The organism is Bradyrhizobium sp. cir1 (assembly GCF_014198245.1).
Taxonomy (GTDB): domain Bacteria; phylum Pseudomonadota; class Alphaproteobacteria; order Rhizobiales; family Xanthobacteraceae; genus Bradyrhizobium.
Window position 1 is genome coordinate 1 of the sequence record NZ_JACIHE010000041.1, and the last position, 23,973, is coordinate 23,973.

22 protein-coding genes are annotated in these 23,973 nt (G+C 65.5%); 9 read left to right on the forward strand and 13 right to left on the reverse strand.

Going from position 1 to position 23,973, the window contains the following annotated elements:
- Positions 1-241: 241 nt before the first annotated feature.
- A complete protein-coding gene (locus tag GGD63_RS38045) occupies positions 242-1,084 on the reverse strand; it encodes a protein-disulfide reductase DsbD domain-containing protein (RefSeq protein ID WP_183250186.1) in 843 nt (280 codons plus the stop codon).
- Positions 1,085-1,226: 142 nt separating this feature from the next.
- On the opposite strand from GGD63_RS38045, the gene GGD63_RS38050 reads away from it, so the two are divergent.
- Positions 1,227-1,871: a YqgE/AlgH family protein gene (locus GGD63_RS38050; RefSeq protein ID WP_183250188.1), complete on the forward strand. Its 645-nt coding sequence runs from the start codon at positions 1,227-1,229 to the stop codon at positions 1,869-1,871.
- Positions 1,872-2,049: 178 nt separating this feature from the next.
- Here the strand turns inward: GGD63_RS38050 and GGD63_RS38055 are convergent, their stop codons facing one another.
- Together GGD63_RS38055 and GGD63_RS38060 are read right to left on the reverse strand one after the other, a co-directional pair.
- Positions 2,050-2,937, reverse strand: coding sequence for a TauD/TfdA family dioxygenase (locus tag GGD63_RS38055; protein WP_183250190.1), 888 nt, complete (start codon positions 2,935-2,937; stop codon positions 2,050-2,052).
- A 98-nt stretch (positions 2,938-3,035) separates the two neighbouring features.
- Positions 3,036-3,815, reverse strand: a complete 780-nt coding sequence (locus tag GGD63_RS38060) for an SDR family NAD(P)-dependent oxidoreductase (protein WP_183250192.1) — start codon at positions 3,813-3,815, stop codon at positions 3,036-3,038.
- Positions 3,816-3,914: 99 nt separating this feature from the next.
- On the opposite strand from GGD63_RS38060, the gene GGD63_RS38065 reads away from it, so the two are divergent.
- Both GGD63_RS38065 and GGD63_RS38070 read left to right on the forward strand, forming a co-directional pair.
- A complete protein-coding gene (locus GGD63_RS38065; RefSeq protein ID WP_183250194.1) occupies positions 3,915-4,652 on the forward strand; it encodes an SDR family NAD(P)-dependent oxidoreductase in 738 nt (245 codons plus the stop codon).
- A 61-nt stretch (positions 4,653-4,713) separates the two neighbouring features.
- The gene (locus GGD63_RS38070) at positions 4,714-5,088 is read left to right on the forward strand and encodes a CsbD family protein (protein WP_183250195.1); all 375 of its coding nucleotides are present in this window, start codon (positions 4,714-4,716) and stop codon (positions 5,086-5,088) included.
- 72 nt (positions 5,089-5,160) lie between these two features.
- On the opposite strand, the gene GGD63_RS38075 is transcribed toward GGD63_RS38070, so the two are convergent.
- Both GGD63_RS38075 and GGD63_RS38080 read right to left on the reverse strand, forming a co-directional pair.
- Positions 5,161-6,858: a DUF459 domain-containing protein gene (locus GGD63_RS38075; protein ID WP_183250197.1), complete on the reverse strand. Its 1,698-nt coding sequence runs from the start codon at positions 6,856-6,858 to the stop codon at positions 5,161-5,163.
- A gap of 205 nt (positions 6,859-7,063) precedes the next feature.
- A complete protein-coding gene (locus GGD63_RS38080; RefSeq protein ID WP_183250200.1) occupies positions 7,064-8,449 on the reverse strand; it encodes a lytic murein transglycosylase in 1,386 nt (461 codons plus the stop codon).
- 204 nt (positions 8,450-8,653) lie between these two features.
- On the opposite strand from GGD63_RS38080, the gene GGD63_RS38085 reads away from it, so the two are divergent.
- Positions 8,654-9,529, forward strand: coding sequence for a UTP--glucose-1-phosphate uridylyltransferase (locus GGD63_RS38085; RefSeq protein ID WP_183250202.1), 876 nt, complete (start codon positions 8,654-8,656; stop codon positions 9,527-9,529).
- 107 nt (positions 9,530-9,636) lie between these two features.
- On the opposite strand, the gene GGD63_RS38090 is transcribed toward GGD63_RS38085, so the two are convergent.
- Positions 9,637-11,136, reverse strand: a complete 1,500-nt coding sequence (locus GGD63_RS38090) for a diguanylate cyclase (protein ID WP_183250203.1) — start codon at positions 11,134-11,136, stop codon at positions 9,637-9,639.
- A gap of 142 nt (positions 11,137-11,278) precedes the next feature.
- Here GGD63_RS38090 and GGD63_RS38095 point away from each other — a divergent pair, with 142 nt between their 5' ends.
- Positions 11,279-11,539, forward strand: a complete 261-nt coding sequence (locus GGD63_RS38095) for a hypothetical protein (RefSeq protein ID WP_183250221.1) — start codon at positions 11,279-11,281, stop codon at positions 11,537-11,539.
- A gap of 217 nt (positions 11,540-11,756) precedes the next feature.
- On the opposite strand, the gene GGD63_RS38100 is transcribed toward GGD63_RS38095, so the two are convergent.
- Together GGD63_RS38100 and GGD63_RS38105 are read right to left on the reverse strand one after the other, a co-directional pair.
- Positions 11,757-14,633 (reverse strand): EAL domain-containing protein, encoded by a 2,877-nt coding sequence (locus GGD63_RS38100; RefSeq protein WP_183250223.1) that lies wholly within the window; start codon positions 14,631-14,633, stop codon positions 11,757-11,759.
- A gap of 139 nt (positions 14,634-14,772) precedes the next feature.
- Positions 14,773-15,771, reverse strand: a complete 999-nt coding sequence (locus GGD63_RS38105; RefSeq protein WP_183250225.1) for an NAD(P)H-quinone oxidoreductase — start codon at positions 15,769-15,771, stop codon at positions 14,773-14,775.
- A gap of 112 nt (positions 15,772-15,883) precedes the next feature.
- Between GGD63_RS38105 and GGD63_RS38110 the strand changes: the two genes are divergently transcribed.
- Entirely contained in the window at positions 15,884-16,075 is a 192-nt protein-coding gene (locus tag GGD63_RS38110; RefSeq protein ID WP_183250227.1) for a DUF1192 domain-containing protein, read from the forward strand.
- Between the two features lie 593 nt (positions 16,076-16,668).
- Entirely contained in the window at positions 16,669-17,178 is a 510-nt protein-coding gene (locus GGD63_RS38115) for a DUF1465 family protein (RefSeq protein ID WP_183250229.1), read from the forward strand.
- A gap of 286 nt (positions 17,179-17,464) precedes the next feature.
- Here the strand turns inward: GGD63_RS38115 and rpmE are convergent, their stop codons facing one another.
- Positions 17,465-17,692, reverse strand: a complete 228-nt coding sequence (gene rpmE / locus GGD63_RS38120) for a 50S ribosomal protein L31 (protein WP_183250231.1) — start codon at positions 17,690-17,692, stop codon at positions 17,465-17,467.
- 198 nt (positions 17,693-17,890) lie between these two features.
- On the opposite strand from rpmE, the gene GGD63_RS38125 reads away from it, so the two are divergent.
- Positions 17,891-19,741, forward strand: coding sequence for an ABC transporter ATP-binding protein/permease (locus tag GGD63_RS38125; RefSeq protein WP_183250233.1), 1,851 nt, complete (start codon positions 17,891-17,893; stop codon positions 19,739-19,741).
- A 155-nt stretch (positions 19,742-19,896) separates the two neighbouring features.
- Here the strand turns inward: GGD63_RS38125 and GGD63_RS38130 are convergent, their stop codons facing one another.
- The 4 genes from GGD63_RS38130 to GGD63_RS38145 all read right to left on the reverse strand — a co-directional run bounded on the left by GGD63_RS38130 (position 19,897) and on the right by GGD63_RS38145 (position 22,684).
- Positions 19,897-20,112 carry a hypothetical protein gene (locus GGD63_RS38130; RefSeq protein ID WP_183250235.1) on the reverse strand — a complete coding sequence of 72 codons (216 nt, stop codon included), beginning with the start codon at positions 20,110-20,112 and terminating at the stop codon, positions 19,897-19,899.
- A 73-nt stretch (positions 20,113-20,185) separates the two neighbouring features.
- Positions 20,186-20,632, reverse strand: coding sequence for a GNAT family N-acetyltransferase (locus GGD63_RS38135; protein ID WP_183250237.1), 447 nt, complete (start codon positions 20,630-20,632; stop codon positions 20,186-20,188).
- Positions 20,632-21,660, reverse strand: coding sequence for a peptidoglycan -binding protein (locus GGD63_RS38140; RefSeq protein ID WP_183250239.1), 1,029 nt, complete (start codon positions 21,658-21,660; stop codon positions 20,632-20,634). The genes GGD63_RS38135 and GGD63_RS38140 overlap by 1 nt, the downstream gene beginning before the upstream one ends.
- A 4-nt stretch (positions 21,661-21,664) precedes the next feature.
- Positions 21,665-22,684, reverse strand: a complete 1,020-nt coding sequence (locus GGD63_RS38145) for a flagellar motor protein MotA (protein ID WP_183250241.1) — start codon at positions 22,682-22,684, stop codon at positions 21,665-21,667.
- 254 nt (positions 22,685-22,938) lie between these two features.
- Between GGD63_RS38145 and GGD63_RS38150 the strand changes: the two genes are divergently transcribed.
- Complete coding sequence (locus tag GGD63_RS38150) at positions 22,939-23,952, forward strand: cyclopropane-fatty-acyl-phospholipid synthase family protein (RefSeq protein WP_183250243.1); 1,014 nt, start codon at positions 22,939-22,941, stop codon at positions 23,950-23,952.
- Positions 23,953-23,973 lie beyond the last annotated feature (21 nt).

Here is a 23,973-nt window from a genome sequence, read left to right on the forward strand (position 1 = left end):
GGCTCACGGACGGCTCCTGTGAATGGGTGTGTGACAACCTCATTCTGGCACACCTGATGCCGTAGGGGGCCGTCCACACCATCAACCACAGGGAGCACAGTTGGAGCGCGCGCCGGCAACCACGAGTCTTCGCCAAACCACGCCCTGTGGCTATGGGTCCCGGATCAGCGCTTACGCTTGTCCGGGACGACGGTGAATGTGTGGTGCCAGCGGGGTAACTCAGTTGCCGTTCGGACGACACTCACTCCAGATTCGTATTGAACTCGTACGACTTGTCAGGCCCTACCAGCGTGAACTTCAGCGCGGCGCCGTCGGGCTTGGCGCCCGGCGGCAGCCCGTCGAGCTCGAACGAGAAGCGCTTCACCCCCGGCGGGCTGTGCGCGACCGGCGCGGGAATCGGCAGCGCCCAGTCCGGCGTCGGACCTTCCACATACAGGTTGACGTTGCGCGCGTCCGCCGGGGCGACCACGTCGACCACCACGTTCTTGGGCCCGTCACGCTTGACGTCGCGAATCGTGAGCGGATTGGGATCGCCGATCGTGGCGGGCTTCGGCACGGTGTCGAGCGCCGCGCGCAGGTTCGCATCTTCGGTCGAGGCGACGCTGTTGAAGCCGAGCTCGGCATTGGCCTCGACGGGAATGCAGAGTTTCTCGCACACCGCGTAGTTGATCTCGGCTCGCAGCGTCACCGGCTTGTCGGCGGACTTGGCGACGATGCGCAGGGGTAGCACGATCTGGTCGTGATAGCCGATCGAATGGCCGCCCGCGCCGTCGTCGAACTTCAGCGGCGCCGGCCACATCACCGTCACCGCTTCGACATTATCGGATTTCGAGAAGTCGAATCGCGGCGGAACGCCGGAATCGCCGGGCATGCGCCAATAGGTCTTCCAGCCCGGCTGGAGCTGGAAGGCGATACCGCCGAGCAGCACGGCGCCGCTGCGCGATCCCGCCAGCAGCCGCACTGCGGAATGTCCGTCGCGCTGCCACGGCGAGGCGTCGTCGGCATGGGCAGTCATGGCCAGCACTGACGCAAGCAGGGCTGTCGCGACGCCGATCGCCGCACGCGGGGGAACTTGTGTGAGCATGGCACGTCTTTACAGGGTCACCCCGGGGCAAACCATTGAATTGCTTGTGATGGAGGCACTCGAATCAAATCTCTGCAAGCCTTGATTTGACAGCGGCCAGGTCCAACATCAGGATAGGAATTGAAACCGGAGTGCTTCACCGATGGCTCCCACAGGCAAGAGGACGGGCGAAAGCACCCGCAAGGCGGGCCCTGCGCTTCCCAATTCAGCCGGCTATCTCGACGGCCGCCTCCTGATCGCGATGCCCGTGATGGGCGATCCCCGCTTCGAGCGCTCGGTGATCTATCTCTGCGCGCATTCGGCGGAAGGTGCCATGGGCATCATCGTCAACCATCCCGCCGGCAGCATCGACTTCCCCGAGCTGTTGCAGCAGCTCGGCATCATCAAGAAGGGCGAGCACATCAAGCTGCCGGAGAATGCCGAAAGCATGAAGGTGCTGCGCGGCGGGCCGGTCGATACCGGCCGCGGCTTCGTGCTGCATTCCAGCGACTTCTACATCGAGAACGCGACGCTGCGGATTGATGACGGCGTCTGCCTCACCGCGACCGTCGACATCCTGCGCGCGATCGCCAACGGCTCCGGCCCCAAGCACGCCATCCTCGCGCTCGGCTATGCCGGCTGGGCGCCGGGTCAGCTCGAGACCGAGATCCAGAGCAATGGCTGGCTGCATTGCGATGCGGATGCGGACCTGATCTTCGGCGACGACGTCGACGAGAAGTACGACCGCGCCCTGCGCAAGATCGGCATCGACCCCGGCATGCTCTCGAACGAGGCGGGACACGCGTAGCTGGCGCCACATTCTTTGCTGGTCGGCCTGCCTCCGCTGTCGTGCCTCACCCTCGCTGTCATGCCCCGGCTTGACCGGGGCATCCAGTACGCCGCAGCCTATCGGCTCTATCACAACTGTCTCGGAGTACTGGATCGCCCGGTCAAGCCGGGCGATGACACCGGTTGCTGAGTAGCGCCTACTCCGCCGCCTGCTGTTGCACCGTCGGCTCGGTCCCCGCAACCGTCGCCCTGCGCATGTCGCGGGGCTGGGACTGGTCGTAGCGGCGGACGCGGTGCATGGTCTGGCGGTTGTCCCACATCACGAGATCATGCAACTTCCATCTGTGGACGTAGACGAACTCCGCTTGCGTCGCGTGCTCGTTGAGATCGCGCAGCAGCAGCCGCCCCTCCGGCATGCTCATGCCGACGACCTTGCCGGCATGCGATGAGAGATAAAGCGACTTGCGGCGATGCACGGGATGGGTCCGCACCAGCCGTTGCCGCACCGGCTTGAACATCTCCTTCTCGTCATCCGTATATTCGGTGAAGCCGAGCGATCCGCGCGAATACATCAGCGAGTGCTCGCAGACGAGGTCCTCGATCTCCGCCTTGGTCTCCTCCTCCAGCGCGTCATAGGCCGCGCGCATGTCTGCGAATTCGGTGTTGCCGCCCTTCGGATTCACCACCCGCGCCGACAGCAGCGAGAATTTAGCCGGGATCGGGCGGAACGAGCTGTCGGAATGCCACAGGCAGTTGCCGAGGTTGAACAGATGCGTGCGACTGTCCTTCGCCAGCGGCTTGCCGTCCTTGCCGAGATTGGAAACGTCATTGAGGCCGGACTGCAGCCGGTAATCCTTCTCCTTGGTCACGGTGCCGCCGCGTGCATCCTCGCGCTGGCCGAAATTCAGGGCGAAGGCCATCTGCTGCTCGTCGGTGATGTCCTGGTCGTGAAAGACCAGCACCGCGTATTTGTCCATGGCAGCCTCGACCTCGCGCGCCTCCGCCTCGGTGAGGGGCTTGCGCAGATCGAGGCCGGAGACCTCGCCGACGAAATACTTCTGAAGCTGCCGGATGGCGATCGTCATGGTGTTCTCTCCCGCGAACCGCGAGCGGTTGGTCCCGCTCTGCCTGCGAAAAAGCTACTCCTGCACTCGGAGTTGTCAACGCGCGGCGCGCATGCCTCTCACGCGTTCCGCGCCATCAGTCCGCCGTCGACCGGGATCACCGCGCCCGTGAGGAACGACGCCGCCGGCAGGCAAAGGCTCAGCGTCATATGCGCGACCTCTTCAGGATCGCCGTAACGGCCGAGTGCGGTGCGGCGCTTGGCGTAGATGGCCTTGTGCTCCTCGGAAATGCGGTCGGTGATGGCGGTGCGGATCGGGCCCGGGCAGATGCAGTTGACGGTGATGCCCTCGCGGCCGAGCTCGACCGCCAGCGAACGGGTAAGGCTCGCGACGCCGCCCTTCGCTGCCGAATAGGGGCTGTGCAGCGCGGTAGCGCCGAGCGCCTCGGTGGAAGCGATGTTGACGATGCGCGGGCTCTTCGACTTGCGCAAGTGCGGCAGCGCGGCGCGGATGATGCGCGGATGCGCCGTCAGCATCACGGCGATGGCCTTGGCCCAGGCGTCCTCGTAAGTCTCGTCGTCGATTGCAACGCGCACGGAGATGCCGGCATTGTTGACGACGATATCGAGCCCGCCGAAATGCGCAGCGACATCACTGACCACGCGCTTGATCTCGCCGCCGTCGGCGACGTCGAGCCTCCAGGCCTTCGCCGAGCCGCCGCTCGCCGCGATCTCCTTGGCAACGGTTAGCGCGCCGTGCTCGTCATAGTCGGTGACGGCAACATTCGCGCCCTCAGTGGCGAACACGCGCGCGGTCGCACGCCCCATGCCGCTCGCCGCGCCGGTGACGAGAACGGTGAGGCCCTTCACGGACCGGCTGAGCACCCTGAACTCGGACATGCTGTTTCCTCGCGGCGTGTTGTTTATTGTTATGAGATTGACAAGGCTGGCATCGATCCGCAGACAGGTCAAACAAGCAAAACAAAAGGGGAGGCCGCGATGGCGAACGAGCTGGATTTTTCGGGCAAGCAGGTGCTGGTCGTCGGCGGTTCCAGCGGCATCGGCAACGGCATCGCACAAGCCTTTCGCGCCAGGGGCGCAGCTGTTGCCGTTTGCGGCACGCGTGCTCACGCAGCGGAATATTCAGCTGACGAAGGCTCCGACCTCGACGGTCTTGCTTACGCGCAGCTCGACGTCAGCAATGCCGCTGCGATCGAGGCATTCAAGCCGTCGTTCGATCGCCTCGACATCCTGGTGCTCGCACAGGGCGCGGTGATCTATCGTCGCGGCGAATTCGAGATGAGCGGTTTCCGCAAGGTCGTCGAGGTCAATCTGATGAGCCTGATGGCTTGCGCGATGCGATTTCATTCCATGTTGCGGGATGCCAAGGGCGCTCTGATCATGGTGTCTTCGACCGCGGCCTATCATTCCACCATGGGCAATCCCGCCTACAATGCCTCGAAGACCGGCGCGGTCGGACTGACGCGGACGCTGGGCGAGGCCTGGGCCGAGGACGGCATCCGCGTCAACGGCATCGCGCCCGGCCTCGTCGACACCAAGATGACGAAGGTGACGACCGACAATCCCAAGCGGCTCGAAGCGGCGCTGTCACGCATTCCGCTGCGACGGTTGGGCACGCCGGCCGACATGGCGGGCGCAGCCTTGTTCCTGGCCTCGCCGCTGTCGTCCTACATCATCGGTCAGACGCTGGTCGTCGATGGCGGGCTCATTCTCTGATCCCCTTGGAACTGCGCTGCTCCTGGTCGGTTACTTGGGCTGACCCCCGAGGAGGAGCATTATGGACACGGATCGGATTGTCGGATCAGCCAAGGAATTCGCCGGACGCGCGGAAGACGCAGTCGGAGAGATGGCAGGCGATGCCAAGACGCAGGCGTCGGGCAACGCGCGCGAAGCAGCGGGCACGGTGCAAAATCTCTACGGCCAGGCCAAGGATGCCGTGCGTGATGCTGCGGATACCGCGACGAGCTACGCCAAGGACGCCTATGAGAACAGCGGCGATACCTTCCGCGATGGCACGCAGGCGCTGTCGAAGAAAGTGCGGGACAACCCGCTCGGCGCGCTGCTCGTTGCCGGCGGTATCGGCTTTGCGCTCGCGCTTCTGATGTCGCGTCCCGCTCGCCGTCCGCCGCCGCGCTGGCGCTATTACGGCTGAGCGACCTGCCACGTCATTCCGGGTTCGCGCTTCGCGCGCCCCGGAATGACATCTCAAATCAACAGAGATCGATTACCGGACTTCCGCCGAGCGCCCGACATTGCCGGGCGGCCGCGGGATCGCAGGATTCGGATTCTGCGCCGGATTGCGCGGCCCAGGTGCGGGCGAGAATTGACGCGGTGCCGGCTGCGGCGAGCCGAAGCCGAAGAAATCGCGGAATGACGGCGCGGCCTGCGCCGGCTGCTGCGGCGGGGCCGGCGGCTTCTTCGGTGCGAGCTTGGGCGGGGCGATCGCAGCGGCTGCCCCTGATGCATTGGGAGAAGCGGCGTTGCCGTCGGGCGTCGTCGCCGCCATCGGCGTATCGCCCTTGGCCTGCTCGCGGCCGACCTCGCGGCGCGGCCAGGCATAATCGTCCGCGCGGCCTGCGGGGGCTGTCAGCGGCTCGCCCTTCACCATCGTCTTCGCGGCGAGCGCATCGATGGCGGCGGGACGCGAGCCCGGGCCGCCCAGCAATTGATCGGTCGAGATCGAGGCCGCGACCAGCGGCACGATCGGGCCGGCCAGCGGCCGCGGCGCCGGCTTGCCGGGCTCGGCGCTGGTGTCGGGCGTCGCAGGCTCGCTCGGCAGCGCGATCGGGCCGGAGCGTCCCGCCAGCAGGCGCGTGATCTCGCGCTCGACATAGTGGGCGAGTTTTCGCGCGCCCGGCTTGGTGAAGTAGACGCCGTCGGAGCTACGGAGCTGACGAATCTGGCCTTCGAAGTCCGGGCCCTTCTGCAGGAAGCGGCCGGCCTCGTCGACGAAGCCGTCCCAGACATCGACATAGGTGATGCCGGCCTTGGCTGCGCCCTCGCGATAGAGCGAATCCAGGAACAGCATGTCGGCCGTCCCCTTCTGTCCGCGGATCGCGGGCAGGCCGACCCAGAGCACCGGCACGCCCTTGGCCTTGAGCAAATTGGCCAGCTCCTCGACCTTCTTGGTGTAGAGCTCGACCCAGCGTTCGTCGCGGAATTCGTAGAGGCCGTTCGGATTGCGCGCCGTCTTTTCCGGCGCGGCCGCGGGCGCGTCGGCGTCCGCGTCATCCTGCGGCAGGTCGGCATCGGCAGGCTTGTCGTCCGGCTTGGCGGCGGTGTCGGGCTTGGCATCGCCCGGTTTCGCCGGTGGCTTGGCGCGCGCACCCTTGTCGTTCTTCTTGTCCTTGTCCGAGGCCTTGTCCGATTTGTCGGCGACGGGCTCGCGGATCGCGATACGGTCGTTGAGGCCGAGCATGACGACGATCACGTCGGGCTTCTCGGTCTCGAGAATGCCCTTCGCCGCTGCCGTCCAGTCCGAAGGCTCGCCCTTCGGCTGGTACTTGATCAGACCGGACGTGGTCTTGTGCTTGCGGATCACGCCCATGTCGGGCTGCTCGGTGTAGGCGTCTTCCAGGCCGTAGGCGAGCCAGTCGGCCATGGCGTCGCCGATCACCAGCACGTTCTTGTCAGGCGTGGTGTCGCGCTTGGCCGGTGCCGGCGCGCGCGAAAAATCCTGGCGCGGGGCTTGCTGCTGTTGCTGCTGGAATGGCGCGAAGAAGTCGCCGCCGAACCATCCACCGCCGCCTCCGCCTTGGCGCGGCGGCGGGGCCGAACGCTGCGGCGGGCCGCCGAAGCCGGGGAAGTTGAAGAACTGCGCGGAAGCGGGACCCGCGACCGAGACCAATATCGCGAGCGCCGTCCCCAGCGCGATCAGCGGGCCGGTCTCGGTCAGCGCCTTGAACAGGGACTTCTTCGACATGCGATCTCGGGCACGCGCAATGGGATCGGAACAGGACCAACATAATAACGGAATCCGGCGCCAAACGGGCAGATTCCATTGCAGATTTTCATGCAAATTCTCTTGCAGATTCTTTCGCAGATTCTTGCGCCATACACCGGGGAACAGCCGCCCCCGTCAAGGCCGCCGGGCAAAATCCCTGTTCAGGGTTACTTTCGGCGCGATTTTACCGCCCGCGCAGCCGGTCCAGCACGTCGGAGGAGGCAAATCCGTCCGCGGGCACCCCGATCGAGGCCTGGAAGTTGCGCAGCGCCTCCCTCGTCTGGCCGCCGAACTGGCCGTCCGGGGTGCCCTTGTAGAAGCCGCGCTGGGCCAAAAGCTGCTGCAGTTCCAGCCGCTCGGTGCGGGACAGTTCGCGCTCCTGGCGCGGCCAGGGCTGCACGAAGGGCTGCCCTCCACGCAGGCGGTCGGCGAAATGGCCGATCGCCAGCGCATAGGCCTCGGCCGGGTTGTACTTCATGATGACGCGGTAGTTCTGCAGCATCAGGAAGCCCGGCCCTTGCGCGCCCGCCGGCGCCAGCAGATAGGCTTTCTCGGCCGGGTGCGGGAAGGGCTGGCTTGTGGCCCGCTTCAGCCCGAGCTTCTCCCATTGCGCGATCGTCATCGCCTTGGCGCGGTCGGCCAGCATGTAGTTGAACCCTTGCGGCACCACGACCTCGAAGCCCCAGGTCTGGCCGGCCTGCCAGCCGTCCTTCTTGAGGTTGTTGGCGGTGGAGGCGATCAGGTCGGTGGGATTGTCGACGACGTCGCGCCGTCCGTCGCCATCGCCGTCGACGGCAAAGCGCTTGAACGCCGTTGGCATGAACTGGGTCGGACCGAAGGCGCCGGCCCAGGAGCCGCGCATCTGCTCCGGGCGCAGATCGCCGCGGTTGAGGATCTCCAGCGCGGAGAGGAATTCGTCCTTGAAATAGGCCTGGCGGCGGCCGATGCAGGCGAGCGTCGCGGTCGATTGCAGCACGCTGCGATCGCCCATCTGCGTCGAGTAATTGGACTCGATGCCCCAGATCGAGGCGATGATGGTGCGATCGACGCCGGTGGCCTTTTCGGTGGCGTCGAACTGCGCCTTGTATTTGGCGAGCACCTCGCGCCCCTTGGCGAGGCGGTTGTCGTTCACGAGGATGTCGAGATAATCCCAGATCGACTTGGTGAACTCCGGCTGCGAGTCCATCAGGTCCATGATGCGCAGGTCGGGGCTGAGGCCCGCGGTGAAGCGCTGGAAGTTGTCCTGGGTGATGCCGCGCCGTGCGGCATCGGGCCACATGCCGGCAACGCAATTGTCGAAATTGGAGGCCGCCTCGCGGATCGCGGCGGCCGTCATCAGCGGATGGCCGGAGGCGCCGTCCTCGCCGCTCCAGGGTTGGGCGCCGCCTGGGCTTGGTGCCGGTTGTGAGGGCGCGGGATTCGTGCTGGAGAAAATATTGCCGAACAGGTTCGACAGTCCGTTCTGTGCCTGTGCGTGCGCGTGAACCGGCAGCAACAAGACCGCCGCAATCACCAATCTGCTGGTCACAAATCCAGCACGTTTTGCCAGCCCTGCCATCGATTGCATCATGTCCCACCCGTCCGGCCAAAAATCCGCCATCAGGAGGCCCGGTACCGGTTGCCAATAGCTTAACAAAGGTGAAATTTTAGTGGCTGCTTTTTTCTTAACTCGGCACGCGCGAGGCCCCACATCCGCCTTTGTTAGCGGCTGCAAACAAGCTAGCAAGATGCCATTGCTCCCGTCACGCATGTCCTCAGGTATTCGATCGATCCCATGAAAATTCGCAAAGCCGTATTCCCCGTCGCCGGCCTCGGCACCCGCGTCCTGCCCGCCACCAAGGCGATGCCGAAGGAGATGCTGACCATCGTCGACAAGCCGCTGATCCAGTACGTCTATGACGAGGCGAGGGAGGCCGGCATCGAGCACTTCATCTTCGTCACCGGCCGCAACAAAAATGTCATCGAGGATCATTTCGACCGGATGTTCGAGCTCGACGCGACGCTGGCCGCGCGCGGCAAGAAGGCCGAGCAGGAGATTCTGGCGCAGAACCAGCCGGACGCCGGCGCCGTCAGCTTCACCCGCCAGCAGGCGCCGCTCGGCCTTGGCCATGCGGTCTGGTGCGCGCGCGACATCGTCGGCAACGAGCCGTTCGCGGTGGTGCTGCCGGACGAGCTCGTGCTCAACACGCCCGGCTGCCTGAAGCAGATGATCGAGACGGCCGCAACGCTCGGCGAGAAATCCAATTTGATCGCGGTCGAGGCGGTGCCCGACCATCTCACCCATCAATATGGCATCTGCGGCGTCGGAAAGCGCACCGGCAAGATGTTCGAGGTCGATGGCATGGTCGAGAAGCCGGCCAAGGGCACCGCGCCCTCCAACCTCTCGATCACCGGCCGCTACATCCTGCAGCCGGAGATCTTCAAGATCCTGGAGACCCAGGAGCGCGGCGCCGGCGGCGAGATCCAGCTCACCGACGCCATGATCGGCCTCGCCAAGTCGCAGAAATTCTACGGCGTCGAGTTCGAGGGCGAGCGCCATGATTGCGGCTCCAAGCCCGGCTTCCTCCGCGCCAACATCGCCTACGGCCTGCAGCGCCCCGAACTGCGCGACGGGCTGATCGCGGAGATGAAGAAGTATCTGGGGCGGTAGTTCCCGGCGTCATTGCGAGCGAAGCGAAGCAATCCAGAATCTTTCCGCGGAGAAAGTCGGGATTGCTTCGTCGCAAGAGCTCCTCGCAATGACGGGGAGAGAATCCCTCACGCCACCAGCGACAGCTTCGGCAGGCTTGCGACCACGGACTGGTTGCGGCCGCCGGCTTTTGCGGCGTAGAGCGCCTTGTCGGCGGCGGCGACCAGGATCGTCCAGTCCATGCCCGCGGCGGGGACGAGGCTGGCGATGCCGCAAGACACCGTCGATGCCGCCTGGTCGTCGGACCAGCCCTGCACCTTGAGGCGGATCGTCTCGGCGATCTTGAAGGCGTCGGCGGCCGTGGTGTCCGGCAGCAGCACCGCGAATTCCTCGCCGCCATAGCGCGCGGCGCAGTCGCCGGCGCGCCGCACCGAGTCGGAAATGCAGATGGCGATGCCGACCAGAACCTGGTCGCCGGCCTGGTGGCCGAACGTGTCGTTGTAGGCCTTGAAGTGATCGGCATCGATCATCAGCAGCGCGACCGGCGTCTTCTGGCGCATGGCGCGCCGCCATTCGACGTCGATGACGGCGTCGAACTTGCGGCGGTTCTTCAATCCGGTGAGCGCATCCGTCGTCGCCAGCTCCTCGAGCTTGCGCTCGGCCTCGGCGCGCCGCCCGATCTCGCGCGCGAGCACGAGCGTCGATGCCAGCATGAACACGATCAGCGCCAGCACCACGGCGCCGATTCGATAGGCCTCCTTCCGCCACAGCTCGAACACCGCGCTCAGTGGCTTGCCGGCCACGACGAACAGCGGACTGTCGCCGTTGCTGCTGCGAACATAGAGCCTCGGCGTGGCGTCGACGGGGCCTTGCCCCGCATAGGAGCCGCCGGCGCGGAGATTGTCGGCCTTCCAGTTCTGACGGTCGTTCAGGTTCCTGCCGATCACGTCGAGGTCGAACGGCCGCCGCATCATGATGGTGCGGTCGCGCTTGAGCACCGTGATGGTGTCTTCGGGATCGAGGCTCAGGCGCTCGAACAATTCGTGGAAATAGCTGAAGCGGATCGCGCCCGCGACGACGCCCATGAAGCCGCCGTCGGTGTCGCTGATGCGCCGGCTCAGCACGATCGAATAGGCGCCGCGGAACAGCATCGGGCGGCTGATGAAGAGACCGGCGCCGGGATTGTCGCGATGAACCCTGAAATAGTCCTCGTCGCCGCGGTTTTCGGAGGGCGGGTCGAGCGTGGATGCGTCGATGGTCAGCCTGCCCTCCGCATCATAGACCTGGATGGCGCCGAAATGCCGGGCTGTGGTCGCATGATCGAACAGGATCAGGTGCCGGACCGGCTTCGAGACTGTGGCGAGCTCCGGCAGCAGCATGTTGCCGGCGACCGCCTTCAGCGACAAATCGTAGATCTCGATGTTGCGGCTGATGTCGGATTCGATGGTGGTGGCGAGGTTTTCCAGCGTCTGGCGGGCCAGCGCCTCTTCGCCGCGTCGCATGTCCAGCATGACGTTGACGCAAATGGCGGAAAAGCCGATCACCGTCACCACGGACGAGATGATCAGCAGCTTCGCCGAAATCCGCCATGGCCGGCGGGCCATGACTTCGCGCCATCCAGACAGCATCGTTTGCTCCCGACCCTGATGGATGCGCCCGAAACCTTGAGCAGTGTTTAAGCTGGTACGGCGCTGCCGCAATGAGTTAAGAATCGGTTGATGCGGCTGACGATTTTCGGCAGGTCAGATCTCCGGGCACGAGAGGACGATTGTGAACGACTACGACGCGTTGCGCGATTATCTGCTGCGGCAGAAGCAGGCCGAATTCGTGCTGACTTTCGAACAGATCGAGGAGATCATCGGCGCGGCCCTGCCGCGCGCGGCCAATCGTGCCTCATGGTGGGACAGTTTGCGCAGCCCCGACATCCAGATGCCGCAGCGCGAAGCCTGCCTCGCCGCCGGCTTCGTGGCGACACGGATGCCTGACGGCCAGAGCGTGCGGTTCAGGAAGAAGAGCGAGCGGCGGCGGTAGTGCGGCTACGAAGCTGCCGACCTCGAGGTTGATGCGGCGCGCCAGAATCTCTCGCCGTCATCCTGAGGTGCTCGTCCTGCAACGCAGGACGAGCCTCGAAGGGCGACGGCCCGGCTGCATCCCGGCCGTTCATCCTTCGAGGCTCGCCAAGCGCCGCTTCGCGTCGCATGGCTCACGCCTCAGGATGACGGTTTGATATTGCGCGAGAGTCGAGCGCTCAGCTCGCCGCTTCCAGCCGCACTTCCGTGAGCAGGCGCATCGCCGCATCCGCGTCCATCGGCTCGCCGAAGGCAAAGCCTTGCGCGTATTCGCAGCCCATCTGGTAGAGCTCGACCGCGTCGGAATCGGTCTCGGCGCCTTCCGCCACGACGTCCATTCCGAGATCGTGCGCGAGCGCGATGATCGACTTCAGGATCACCGGCCGGGTGCCGCGGTTGGTGGTGCGCACGAAGGACTGGTCGATCTTGATGGTGTCGAACGGGAAGCGCTGCAGATAGGCCAGCGAGGAATGGCCGGTGCCGAAATCGTCGAGCGACAGCCCGGTGCCGAGCTCGCGGATGCGCGTCAGCATCTGGGCTGCGTGCTCCGGATTCTCCATCACCAGCGATTCCGTCAATTCGAGCTTGAGCGTGCCGCGCGCCACCGAAGAGCGCGACAGCACGGTGCGGATGTCGTGGATCAGGTCGTGGCGCAGCAATTGCCGCGAGGAGACGTTGACGGAGGCGAAGATCGGCTCGCGCGAGCGCATCGCGCGCTGCCACACCGAAAGCTGCTTGGCGGTCTGGTCGAGCACGAACATGCCGAGGTCGACGATCAGGCCGGTCTCTTCCGCGATTGAGATGAACTCCGACGGCGCCATGCGCCCGAGCTTCGGATGATCCCAGCGCGCCAGCGCCTCGAAGCCGGCAACGGAGCGATCCTCCAGCCGCACGATCGGCTGATACAGGATCGTGATCTCCTGCCGCTCGATGGCGCGGCGCAATTCGCTTTCCAGCGTCAGCCGGTCGGTTTTTCGCGCGCGCATTGCTGGTTTGTACACATCGATACGGTCGCCGCCGATGCGCTTGGAATGATACATCGCCAGCTCGGCGTCCTTGATGATCTCGTCCGTCAGCTGAACCTGCGGATCGGAGAGCGCAAGGCCAATTGAAGCCGTCAGGAAGATCTCGCGATCGTTGAAGGCGATCGGCGCGCGGATGGTCTTGCGGATGGTCTCGGCGAAATTGGTGATCCGCGCCGGATCCTGCTCCGACAGCAGGATCAGGCCGAACTGGTCGCCGGCAAGCCGGGCCAGCGTGTCCTGCGGCTTCAGGATGCGGGTGAGGCGGCGGGCGAGCGTCAGCAGGATGGAATCGCCGACCGCTATTCCGACGGAATCGTTGACCTGCTTGAAGCGGTCGAGGTCGATCACCATCAGCGTCGGCCGCAGCGTCGGCATGGTCTTGGCGAAGTTTGCGACCCCGCCGAGCCGGTCCATGAACAGTTTTCGGTTGGGCAGGCCGGTGAGGTTGTCATGCACGGAATCGTGCAGCAGGCGTTCCTCGGCGTTGCGCAGCTCGGTGACGTCGGTGAGGGTGCCGACCACGCGCGAGACCTCGCCGTCGGAGCCGACCACCGGGCGTGCCTTCAGCGCGAACCACATGAAATGGCCGTCCGGGGTGCGCAGGCGGAAATCCTGCACCAGGCGGCCGCGGCGCTGGTCGAGCACGCTGTCGAGCGCGGCGCGGAAACGGTCCTGGTCGAGCGGATGCAGCACCTCTAACCAGGAGGCCGCCGGGCCTTCCAGCGTACCGCGCTTCAGTCCCAGCAGGGCCTCGGTCTCGGGGCTGGTGAAGACCTTGTCGGCGGACACGTCCCAGTCCCAGATCAGGTCGCCGGATCCGGCCAGCGCCAGGGCCCGCCGCTCGATGTCGGAGACGACGCCGGTGGTGGCGCCGCCGCCGGCAAAGGCGTGCTGCATCACCGTGAAGCCGATCAGCATCACGATCAGCACGAGGCCGCCGAGCAGGGCGGGGCCGACGATGTCGTTGGTGACGGAGCCCGCCACCGTCATGCCGGCCGCGACCACCCAGACCACGAGGAGGAACCAGGTCGGGATCAAGAGCACCGCGCGGTCGAAGCCGTGGGTCGAGAGATAGACGATCAGCGCAAAGCCGGCGAAGGCGATCAGCACCAGCGAGATGCGCGCGATGCCGGAGGCGACGGCCGGATCGAACAGCGCGAGCGCGACGAGAGACCCCAGGAACGCCAGCCAGCCCACTGTGATGTGCGAATAGCGCACATGCCAGCGACTGAGGTTCAGATAGGCGAACAGGAACACCAGCAGCGTCGCCGCCAGGATCGCCTCGCCCGCCGCGCGCCAGATGCGCTCGGCGTTGTTCGACATGTCGAGCACCTTGCCCCAGAAGCCGAAATCGACGCCGATATAGACCAGCACCGCCCAGGCCAGCGCTGCGGCGGCCGGGAACATGATGCTGCCCTTCACCACGAACAGAATGGTGAGAACGAGAGCCAAAAGCCCGGAGATGCCGATCACGATGCCCTGGTACAGCGTGAACGAGTTGACCTTGTCCTTGTAGGCTTCCGGCTCCCACAGATAGAGCTGCGGCAGCTTGTCGGTGCGCAGCTCCGCGACGAAGGTGACAACGGCGCCGGGATCGAGCGTGATGCGGAACACGTCCGCGGTTGCGCTTTCCTGACGTTCGGGCCGGTCGCCGATCGAAGGCGTGATGGTCGCGATGCGCGACAGCCCGAGGTCGGGCCAGAGCAATCCCGAGGAGACGATGCGGTAGTGCGGCGCGACGATCAGGCGGTCGAGCTGGTCGTCGGTGTTGTTGGCGAGCGCGAACACCACCCAGTTCTGCCCGCCCTCGCGGGCGCGCACCTCGATGCGGCGGACGATGCCGTCGGTGCCGGGCGCGGTCGAGACCTGGATGCGGTCGGCATCACTGCGCTGATGCTCGAGCACGCCGGTGAGGTCGATCGCGGGCGCGTCACTGCGGACGCTGACGGCGTCGAGCGCGCGCGCGGGGTACGCGGCGACGAGAATCATGAGGCCCAGCGCGATGGGCGCGAGGCACCTGATCAGACGCAAGGCCAGTTCTCCGCGTTCGACGCAACTCTTCGGTGGAAGACGATTTCACACCGGACAGAATTGGTTCGGTGCGTCGCGATAGATGCCACGAAAGCGAGGAAAATCAAAGGGTTTCCGGCGTCCCCTGTGGGCCGCTGGCCTAGGCCTCCAACACAATTTTGCCAATATGTGCGCTCGTTTCCATGCGCCGGTGGGCGTCGGCGGCCTTTTCCAGCGGGAAAGAGCTGTCCATCACCGGCTTGATGCGGCCTTCGCGTAGGAGCGGCATCACTTTCTGTTCGATCGCGGCCACCATTGCCGCCTTGTCCGCATTACTACGGGGGCGCAGTGTCGAGCCGGTATGGGTCAGGCGCTTGACCATGACCTTGGCGATGTTGACGGTGACCTTGGGGCCATTGAGGGTCGCGATCTGGACGATGCGGCCGTCGACCGCGGCGGCGTCATAGTTGCGGTCGACATAATCGCCAGCGACCATGTCGAGGATCAGGTTGACGCCTTCCTTGTTGGTCTCTTCCTTGACCACGGCGACGAAGTCCTCGGTCTTGTAGTTGATGGCGCGGTCGGCGCCCAGCTTGAGGCAGGCGTCGATCTTGTCCTGTGATCCCACGGTGACGAACACCTTTGCGCCGAACGCTTTCGCGAGCTGGATCGCCATGGTGCCGATGCCGGAGGAGCCGCCATGGATCAGCAGCGTCTCGCCGGCTTTCAGCCCGCCGCGCTCGAACACGTTGTGCCAGACCGTCATCAGGGTTTCCGGCAGCGCACCGGCTTCCTTGATCGACAGCGCCGGCGGCACGCTCATGGCCTGGGCATCCTGGGCGATGCAGTATTGCGCATAGCCGCCGCCGGCGACCAGCGACATCACCTTGTCGCCGATCTTGTGCCGCTTGGCGTTGCTGCCGACCGCGACCACCTCGCCGGCAATCTCGAGGCCGGGCAGGTCGCTGGCGCCGGGCGGCGGCGGATAGGCGCCGGAGCGCTGCGCCACGTCGGGCCGGTTGACGCCGGCGGCCATCACCTTGACCAGGATCTCGTCGGGACCGGGCTGCGGGAGGCTGCGTTGTTCCGGCACCAGCACCTCCGGTCCGCCGGGCTTGGAGATGGCGACCACGGTCATTTGCGCGGGCAGCTTGTCCATGATGTGTCCTTGAGCAAAGGTGCGGGAGGAAACGAGGCCATTGCTTAGCCAGCGCCGCCCAAGCTGGCAACCGCCTCAGGGGTGCGGCAGGCGCGAACGCAGGAGGAACGACATGGCGATGGAAGACGACGACCGCCCGCGCAAGAAGGTCACGCACGAAATCGGACAGGATCTCTCACTCTTGTCAGTGGAGGAACTGACCGAGCGCGTCGCGCTGCTCAAGACCGAGATCGCAAGGCTCGAAGAAGCCGCCACCAAGAAGCGCGCCTCGCGCGATGCGGCGAACAGTTTCTTCAAGTCGTAGTTGCCACACCAACAGCTGTCGTCCCGGACAAGCGCGCCACAAGCGCGCGCCGATCCGGGACCCATACGCACAGGGTGAAGTCGTCGCGCGACGCCGGCAACTCCGAGTCCCGTCACCACATCTGCCTGTGGCTATGGGTCCGGGATCGGCGCTTACGCTTGTCCGGGACGACAGCGGAGTGTGTTGCGCCAGCCGTGCAGAAGTGCCCGCTGCCTAACTTGCCCGGTACGATGACTGCGAAATTGTTCCGCACCGCCACTCGGCCAGCGGCCGACATGGCTAACGAACCCTCAAAAAATTAGCTCGTTTACGGTCAATTAAGCTTTCGGGTTTATGACTGGAACTGTCCTCGTTTGGACACCGAGTGGCTCCTGTCCACTCTGTTTGACGCCTCCCTGTTATCAACTTTCAAAGCCGCCGGTCTCCGGCGGCTCTTTTTTTGCCTCTCACACTGGTTGAATTCCGAGGAATGACCCGCGGAAACCATATCCTCGCTTGTCGCTGGACTCCGCGTCTCGCCCGCGCAATGATTTGTTCATCATAATCCGGCGCCAAAGCCGGACCGGTAAACAGTTGCGTAAGGGGCGTTAACCATGGAACGTTTGCAAGCCGAAGGTGCTCTCGTTCAACTCAGCGAGCGGTTCACCAATTCTGCGGCGTTCGGCGCGCTGTTCCGCGAGGGCATGGATCTGGTTGAAGAGACCGCCGCGTATCTCGACGGCGCCGGCCGCGTCGAGGCCAAGGCGCTCGATCGCGCCGTCAGCCTCACCTACGCGACCGAGAGCATGCGCCTCACCACCCGTCTGATGCAGCTCGCCTCGTGGCTGCTGCTGCACCGCGCGGTGAAGGAAGGCGAGATGACGCTGATGCAGGCCAACCGCGAGAAGACCAAGGTCAAGCTCACCGCTGCCGATCCCGGCCCCGCCGACACCATCGAGAAGCTGCCCTCGCAGCTCCAGGAACTGATCCATCGCTCGATGAGCTTGCAGACCCGCGTGCGCCGTCTCGACACCACCATCCACACCCCGCCGGCCGAACATGTCGCCATCGGCAACCCGCTGGTGCCGCACCTCAACGCGCTGAAGGCCGCGTTCGAGCGGTAAGGTCCAGCTCTCGTAGGGTGGACAAAGGCGCAAAGCGCCGTGCCCTCTCTTTCAGCATCGCAATCAAGGTTGGTGGGCACGCTTTCGCTTTGCCCGCCCTACAGCCATTTGCCTGCGCTAGCGTTCTATCCCCGTCATTGCGAGCGAAGCGAAGCAATCCAGAAAGTCTCCGCAGAGGCAGTCTGGATTGCTTCGTCCGCAAGTGCTCCTCGCAATGACGGCCCTAAAAACAAAAACGCCCCCGGCTCTCCGGGGGCGTTTTTCGTCTCCAGCCTTGCAGGCCGGATCAATCCTTTTTGAGAAAGCCCGAAAACTTCTTCTGGAAGCGCGAGACGCGGCCGCCGCGGTCCATGATCTGGGCGTTGCCGCCGGTCCAGGCCGGGTGCGACTTCGGGTCGATGTCGAGGTGCAGCTTGTCGCCTTCCTTGCCCCAGGTGGAGCGGGTCTGGTACTCGGAACCGTCGGTCATCACGACCGTAATCGTATGATAATTCGGGTGAATTTCGGCTTTCATGGCAATTCCTCGGCGCGCCGGCGCCTTCTTGGGTGGCTAGCGAATGACAGATTTGGGCGGGTCTATACCCCACAGGCCCCCTTAAAACAAGCCATTGTGGGGACTTGAGAACCGGGCCGCCCCCTAAGGGACATCCCGGATTTGCCACTCCCCGTGCTGCGGCCTATGTGGGGGTGATTGTCCCTAGGGTCCGATCTCATGAGCGCAGTGGAACGGCTTGACGACCAGTACCGCGACGAGCGCGACACCGCGCCGGCGGAAGCCCCGTCGATCGAGACCGAGCTGATCGAGCAACCCGCCAAGGGGCGCGCGAAGCTGCGGCCGTTGCTGGCGCTCGCGCCCTATGTGAGCCGCTATCGCGGCCGGGCCGCGCTCGCCTTCGTCGCACTCACGATCGCGGCGCTGACCACGCTGTTGGTGCCGGTCGCGGTGCGCCGGATGATCGATTTCGGCCTGACGCCCGAGGGCATCGAGCTGATCAACAGCTACTTCTCGGTGATGATCGCTGTCGTCGCCGTGCTCGCGCTGGCGAGCGCTGCGCGCTACTACCTCGTGATGACGATCGGCGAGCGCATCGTCGCCGATTTGCGCCGTGACGTGTTCGCGCATCTCTTGTCGCTGTCGCCGTCCTTCTTCGATTCCGCGCGCAGCGGCGAGCTGATCTCGCGCCTCACCGCCGACACCACCCAGATCAAGTCCGCCGTCGGCGCCTCCGTGTCGATCGCGCTGCGCAATCTGATGATGTTCTTCGGTGCGGCCGCGATGATGGTGATCACCAGCCCGAAGCTGTCGGGCTTCGTGCTGCTGGCGATACCTTTGATCGTGCTGCCGCTGGTCGCGTTCGGGCGCTGGGTGCGCCGGCTGTCGCGCAACGCGCAGGACACGCTCGCCGATGCCTCCGCCTATGCGGGCGAGCTGGTCGGAGCGATCCGCACCGTGCAGGCCTATACCAGCGAGGGCTTCGCCGAGAAGCGCTTCGGCGGTGAGGTCGAGCAGGCCTATGAGGCGGCGCGCACCTCGACCCAGGCCCGCGCCGTGCTCACCGCCATCATCATCTTCATCGTATTCGCAAGCGTGGTCGCGATCCTCTGGATCGGCTCGCATGACGTCCTCACCGGTGCCATCACGCCGGGCCGGCTCGGCCAGTTCGTGCTCTATGCGGCCTTTGCCGCCGCCGGCCTCGGCCAGCTCAGCGAGGTCTGGGGCGAGGTCTCGGCGGCCTCGGGTGCAGCCGAGCGCCTGTTCGAGATTTTGCACGTGCCGCCCGAGATCGCAGCGCCCGCTGCACCGCGCGCTTTGCCGGTGCCGCCACGCGGCGAGGTCGGCTTCGACCGCGTCAGCTTCGCCTATCCGGCCCGTCCCGACGTCAACGTGCTCGACGCGGTGTCGTTTACGGTGCGGCCCGGCGAGAAGGTCGCGATCGTCGGTCCCTCCGGTGCCGGCAAGAGCACGATCTTCCATCTGCTGCTGCGCTTCTATGATCCGCGCAATGGCGCGATCTCGCTCGACGGCGTGCCGGTGAAGTCCGCCGATCCCCGCGATTTCCGCTGCCGTATCGCGCTGGTGCCGCAGGAATCCAACGTGTTCGCCGCCAGCGCCCGCGAGAACATCCGCTTCGGCCGGCCCGATGCGACCGATGCCGAGGTCGAGCGCGCCGCCGAGCTCGCGCACGCCGCCGAATTCATCCGCCGCCTGCCCGAAGGTTTCGACACCCCGCTCGGCGAGCGCGGCGTGACGCTGTCAGGCGGCCAGCGCCAGCGTATCGCGATCGCGCGCGCCATCCTGCGCGATGCGCCGCTGCTGCTGCTGGATGAAGCCACCTCCGCGCTCGATGCCGAGAGCGAGACGCTGGTGCAGACCGCGCTGGAAGAGCTGATGCGCCACCGCACCACGCTGGTGATCGCCCATCGTCTCGCCACCGTCTTGTCCTGCGACCGCATCCTGGTGATGGAGCACGGCAAGATCGTCGAGCAGGGCACGCATGCCGAGCTCGTGGCGGCGAACGGGCTCTATGCCAGGCTGGCGAGGCTGCAGTTCGAGGGGGCGTGAGGCATTTCAAAAAGCAGCCGCACTCGCGGTGTCATTCCCCGCGAAGGCGGGGAATCCAGTACTCCGAGACGCTAGTGAAATACGGAGCGGCCGCTGCGTACTGGATGCCCCGCCTTCGCGGGGCATGACAGCGGAGTGTTAGGGAAGCCCCTCGATTATTTGCACTTCGGTGACAGCGCCGGCACGTTCGGCCACGGCCAGTTCTTCCAGCTTCCATCTGCGTCCACGCAGGCCGATGGTCCGGGGGTATTCGTCTGTGCAGGGGCGCTCGATGTCGCAAAGCGCTGGTCGACATAGGTCGTCGACAGATATCCGGCGATGATGACGCCCAGCATCACCGAGGACCCCTTGGCCAGCTCGCTCAGCTTCATCGATCGTCTCCATCCGCGTGCCATCGCTGAGACAACGAATAACCGGCGCCGCGGGATCCCTGCGTGACAGGCCTCACGCCCGCCACACCATCTTCAGCACCGGCCGGCCCGAGGTCGGGTTCACATCGTCGCCGGCTTGGGCAAAGCCGTTGCGCTCGTAGAAGCGGATGGCGCGGGCATTGTCCTTGTTGACGAGCAGCGTGACGCCTGACGGCGACAGCCGCTTGGCCTCGTCCACCAGCAGCCGCGCCGCGTCCGAGCCCCAATGCGCGGGATCGACCACGAGCTGGTCGAGATAACCCTCGCCGTCGATGGTGACGAAGCCGGTCAGCACGCCGTCCTGTTCGGCGACCACGACCTGGGCCTTCGGCACCAGATCCTTGCGCCAGCGCTCGCGCCACCATTCCAGCCGCGCGGCGAAGTCGATCTGCGGATAGGCCTGCTGCCAGGTGCGATGCCAGAGGTCGATGGAGGCGGCTTCATCCTCGGGACGGTAGGGGCGGAGGTGGAGCGCGCTCACTACCGCTCCGTCAGTTTCAGCTCGATGCGGCGGTTGCGCTTGTAGGCTTCTTCCGTGTTGCCGGTGTCGAGCGGCTGGAATTCGCCGAAGCCGGCGGCGACGAGACGCTGGGCGGGCACGCCGAGCGAGATCAGATACTGCACCACCGAGATGGCACGCGCGGCGGACAGGTCCCAGTTCGACTTGAAGTTCGGACCATTCACCGGCCGCACGTCGGTGTGGCCGTCGACGCGCAGCACCCAGGCGATCTCGTTCGGAATCTTCTTGTCGAGCTCGATCAGCGCATTCGCGACGGTGTCGAGCTCGGCGCGTCCCTCGGGCAGCAGCGTCGCCTGGCCGGTGTCGAAGAACACTTCGGACTGGAACACGAAGCGGTCGCCGACCACGCGGATGTCGGGGCGGTTGCCGAGGATGGCGCGCAGGCGGCCGAAGAATTCCGAGCGGTAGCGCGACAATTCCTGCACGCGCTGCGCCAAGGCAACGTTCAGGCGCGAGCCGAGATCGGCGATGCGGTTCTGCGATTCCTTGTCGCGCTTCTCGGATGCATCGAGCGCCTCCTCCAGCGCCGCCAATTGCCGGCGCAGCGCGCTGATCTGCTGGTTCAGCACCTCGATCTGCGCCAGCGCCCGCGCCGAGACCGCTTTCTCGGAATCCAGCGCCTTGCCGAGTTCGGTGCTCTTGCCCTGCGCATCGGTGCCGGCGGCAGCTAAGCCCTCATAGAGGCCCTTGATGCGGTCGCGCTCGGACTCGGCCGAGGCAAGGCCGGCCCTCAGCTGCGAGACCTGGTCGTCGAGCGTGAGCTTGCCGAGCTTCTCCAGCGACAACAGTTCGTTGAGCTGGGCGATCTTGGCGTTGAGCTGCTCCAGCGCCTTGTCCTTGCCGGTCACCTCCTGCGACAGGAAGAACTGCACCACCAGAAACACCGACAGCAGGAACACGATCGACAGCACCAGCGTCGACAGCGCGTCGACGAAGCCGGGCCAGTAGTTGAAGGCGCCTTCGTTGCGGCGGCCGCGTGCTAGAGCCATGTTGCTAACCCTTCTCGGGTTGACGCGCGATCCGTTCCAGCAGGCGCCGGATCTCGCGGTTCTGCTCGCCCTGGCCGTCGGCCCATTCGCGGATCATCTGCTGCTCGGTGCGCATGTGCGAGACCAGCGCCTGGATGGCTTCGGCAAGGTTCGCCATCGCCGCCGTGGTGCCGCGGCCGGCGCTGCCTTCCTCGAGCACGGAACGCAGGCGCTCGACCGCGACCTGAAGCTCGCCACTGGCGACGCCGCCGCCAGAGGCCGCGACCGCTACCTCGCCGCGGCCATATTCGCGCACGGTGGTGGCGAGCCAGTCCTCGAGGTCGGTGTAGAATCGGTTCTGCGCCTGGCTCGATTGCAGATCGAGAAAGCCGAGGATCAGCGAGCCGGCGAGGCCGAACAGGGAGCTCGAGAACGAGATGCCCATGCCGCCGAGCGGCGCGGCGAGGCCCTCCTTCAGCGTGTCGAACAGCGCCCCGGAATCGCCGCCGACCTTGAGCCCGTCGATCACCTTGCCGACCGAGCCGACCGTCTCGATCAGGCCCCAGAAGGTGCCGAGCAGGCCGAGGAAGACCAGGAGGCCGGTCATGTAGCGGGAGATGTCGCGGGCCTCGTCGAGGCGCGTCGCGATCGAATCGAGCAAATGCCGCATGGTGGTCTGGGTGATGGTCATCCGCCCGGTGCGCTCGCCGCCCAGGATCATCGCCATCGGCGCCAGCAGCTTCGGGTGCCGGGCCGGGGCCAGGCCGGGATCGGCGATGCGGAAATTGTTGACCCAGGACACTTCAGGGTAGAGCCGGATGACCTGGCGGAACGCCAGCACGATGCCGATGAACAGCACCGCCCCGATCAGCGCGTTGAGGCCGGGATTGGCGAAAAAGGCCTGGATGATCTGCTTGTAGAGCACCACGCCCACCAGGGCGCACAGCACCAGGAAGACCAGCATCCGCACCAGGAAGACGCTGGGCGAGGACAGTTTTGTGTATTCGATGTCCATGGAGGAGCGGGGCGAGGCGCCTGACGGCATGGCCGGTATCATCCGTTACGAACGTGATTGCAGGGCGCACTATGGCACAGGCCCGGCCCAAAAAAAGCGCCGGATGCTCGGAATTCGGGGGGAGGTTCGGAACCCAAAGCGGAAATCGCGCTTTGATAACGCGCAATTTGCAAAACTTCGGCATCTCGCAGGCCACCGGCGCCCTGTGGCTCCCCCCGGCTGTCGCCGGCACCTGCCCGTTCTTCCACCGCTGCCCCACGAGACCTGACCAAGGGAGTGGTCGCATGAGCGTCGTGTCCGCGATCATCGGGACTGCCGAACGCGTGCCGCTGCCGGATGTCGTGATCCGCGCGGCGATCCAGCGCCTGTGCTCCCGTGCGGCGACGCGGCTGTCGGCGTTGGACGCGGCCGACGATGCCGCCTTCGCCGGGCGGATGCTGCTGCGGCCGATTGCCGGGGACGCCGGGCACGACGAGGCGCCAGCGTCCTTCGTGGCGAAGGTGCTCGGTCCCAACCGCAAATATTCGTGCTGCTTCTACAAGACGGACGCGACCACGCTGCAGGAGGCGGAGGAGGAGGCGCTGCGCCAGACCGTCGAGCATGCCGGTCTCGCCGACGGCCAGGCTATCCTCGAGCTCGGCTGCGGCTGGGGCTCGCTGTCACTGTGGATGGCGCGGCAGTTTCCGCACGCGACGGTGACCGCGGTCTCGAGCTCGCAGGCGCAGCGCGCCTTGATCGAGGAGGAGGCGCGGCTGCGCGGGCTGCTCAATCTGCGCGTGGTCACCGCCGACATGAACGCGTTCGCGCCCGAGGCCCGGTTCGACCGCATCGTCGCGGTCGAGACGTTCGAGCGCATGATGAACTGGCGCAAGCTGATGACGCGCCTGCGCTCATGGCTCGCGCCCGAGGCGCGCTTCTTCATGCACATCGCCACCCATCGCACCGGCTCGCATCTGTTCGACCCGGCCGATCGCGAGGACTGGATCGCCCGGCACGTCTTCACCGGCGGACTGATGGCGAGCCATCACCTCGTCAGGCAATTCGACGATATCTTCGCGGTCGAGAAGGAATGGTGCTGGAGCGGCACGCACTATCAGCGCACCGCGAACGACTGGCTTGCCAATTTCGACGCGCATCGCGAGACGATCGAGGCGGTCTTGCGCAAGGTCTATGGCGACGACACCGGTCTCTGGATGCGGCGCTGGCGCTGGTTCTGCCTCGCGACATCAGGCCTGTTCGGCTATGCCGGCGGAGCAGAATGGGGCGTCAGCCACTACCGGATGAGGGCCGTCGAGTGATTGCGATCTTCTGTCGCAGCA

What these genes read in the sequence shown, in the direction of transcription:
- GGD63_RS38115 (WP_183250229.1), top strand. Translation starts at nt 16,669, where the DNA reads ATGGAACGTTTGCAAGCCGAAGGTGCTCTCGTTCAACTCAGCGAGCGG.
- GGD63_RS38125 (WP_183250233.1), top strand. Translation starts at nt 17,891, where the DNA reads ATGAGCGCAGTGGAACGGCTTGACGACCAGTACCGCGACGAGCGCGAC.
- GGD63_RS38105 (WP_183250225.1), bottom strand. Translation starts at nt 15,771, where the DNA reads ATGGACAAGCTGCCCGCGCAAATGACCGTGGTCGCCATCTCCAAGCCC.
- GGD63_RS38090 (WP_183250203.1), bottom strand. Translation starts at nt 11,136, where the DNA reads ATGCTGTCTGGATGGCGCGAAGTCATGGCCCGCCGGCCATGGCGGATT.
- GGD63_RS38140 (WP_183250239.1), bottom strand. Translation starts at nt 21,660, where the DNA reads ATGGCTCTAGCACGCGGCCGCCGCAACGAAGGCGCCTTCAACTACTGG.
- GGD63_RS38055 (WP_183250190.1), bottom strand. Translation starts at nt 2,937, where the DNA reads ATGACGATCGCCATCCGGCAGCTTCAGAAGTATTTCGTCGGCGAGGTC.
- GGD63_RS38145 (WP_183250241.1), bottom strand. Translation starts at nt 22,684, where the DNA reads ATGCCGTCAGGCGCCTCGCCCCGCTCCTCCATGGACATCGAATACACA.
- GGD63_RS38045 (WP_183250186.1), bottom strand. Translation starts at nt 1,084, where the DNA reads ATGCTCACACAAGTTCCCCCGCGTGCGGCGATCGGCGTCGCGACAGCC.
- GGD63_RS38075 (WP_183250197.1), bottom strand. Translation starts at nt 6,858, where the DNA reads ATGTCGAAGAAGTCCCTGTTCAAGGCGCTGACCGAGACCGGCCCGCTG.
- GGD63_RS38065 (WP_183250194.1), top strand. Translation starts at nt 3,915, where the DNA reads ATGGCGAACGAGCTGGATTTTTCGGGCAAGCAGGTGCTGGTCGTCGGC.
- GGD63_RS38150 (WP_183250243.1), top strand. Translation starts at nt 22,939, where the DNA reads ATGAGCGTCGTGTCCGCGATCATCGGGACTGCCGAACGCGTGCCGCTG.
- GGD63_RS38085 (WP_183250202.1), top strand. Translation starts at nt 8,654, where the DNA reads ATGAAAATTCGCAAAGCCGTATTCCCCGTCGCCGGCCTCGGCACCCGC.
- GGD63_RS38050 (WP_183250188.1), top strand. Translation starts at nt 1,227, where the DNA reads ATGGCTCCCACAGGCAAGAGGACGGGCGAAAGCACCCGCAAGGCGGGC.
- GGD63_RS38060 (WP_183250192.1), bottom strand. Translation starts at nt 3,815, where the DNA reads ATGTCCGAGTTCAGGGTGCTCAGCCGGTCCGTGAAGGGCCTCACCGTT.
- GGD63_RS38110 (WP_183250227.1), top strand. Translation starts at nt 15,884, where the DNA reads ATGGCGATGGAAGACGACGACCGCCCGCGCAAGAAGGTCACGCACGAA.
- GGD63_RS38130 (WP_183250235.1), bottom strand. Translation starts at nt 20,112, where the DNA reads ATGAAGCTGAGCGAGCTGGCCAAGGGGTCCTCGGTGATGCTGGGCGTC.
- GGD63_RS38070 (WP_183250195.1), top strand. Translation starts at nt 4,714, where the DNA reads ATGGACACGGATCGGATTGTCGGATCAGCCAAGGAATTCGCCGGACGC.
- rpmE (WP_183250231.1), bottom strand. Translation starts at nt 17,692, where the DNA reads ATGAAAGCCGAAATTCACCCGAATTATCATACGATTACGGTCGTGATG.
- GGD63_RS38080 (WP_183250200.1), bottom strand. Translation starts at nt 8,449, where the DNA reads ATGATGCAATCGATGGCAGGGCTGGCAAAACGTGCTGGATTTGTGACC.